The organism is Streptomyces colonosanans (assembly GCF_001866645.1).
Classification (GTDB): Bacteria; Actinomycetota; Actinomycetes; order Streptomycetales; family Streptomycetaceae; genus Streptomyces; species Streptomyces colonosanans.
Map to the genome: position 1 here is coordinate 1 of NZ_MLYP01000162.1, position 521 is coordinate 521.

Here is a 521-nt window from a genome sequence, read left to right on the forward strand (position 1 = left end):
ATCCTTTCGGGCCTGATTCCCGGTCAGCGGGATTCGTCTTGGGCTCGAGCTTATTCGCCGTTCGGCCTTTCGACATTCACTACGTTAACCGGTTCTCCGTGTAACTCATAATCGAGTTCCGTGAGTTCGAATTCGAGCATGCAGGCACGCTGAAATCGCCCTCTATGAGGGGGTTGTAAGTAGTGGGCTTGCCGCTCCCGGCTGCTGGCGTAACGCCGTACCCGGTTCAAGCGGCTCGGGCCACATTACGCAACCTCCAGGGGTCCGTCAACTTCGACGCCGCCGGGGCGTATGGGCCCGGTACGGGCTCACGGTCGGGTCGTCGGCGATCCAGAAGCTCCAGGGGTGGACGCCTCCGTCATCGGCAACACCGGTGCGCGGACCGTTGCGTACCTGGTCGGAGGGCACCGGAGCGCCGGTCGTGATGCGCAACGGTGTCTCGCCCGGGGCGCACGCGTCCGTGCCGTCGAGGGTGCGGTCCACGTCCAGGGCATTGACGTCCTCTCCTGCCCGAGGGCAGG

At 64.7% G+C, this 521-nt stretch carries 1 protein-coding gene; it reads right to left on the bottom strand.

From position 1 onward, the window contains the following. Positions 1 to 267: 267 nt before the first annotated feature. The coding region (locus BIV24_RS31005; protein ID WP_143064720.1) for a DNA-3-methyladenine glycosylase at positions 268 to 521 on the bottom strand (254 nt) is incomplete at its 5' end.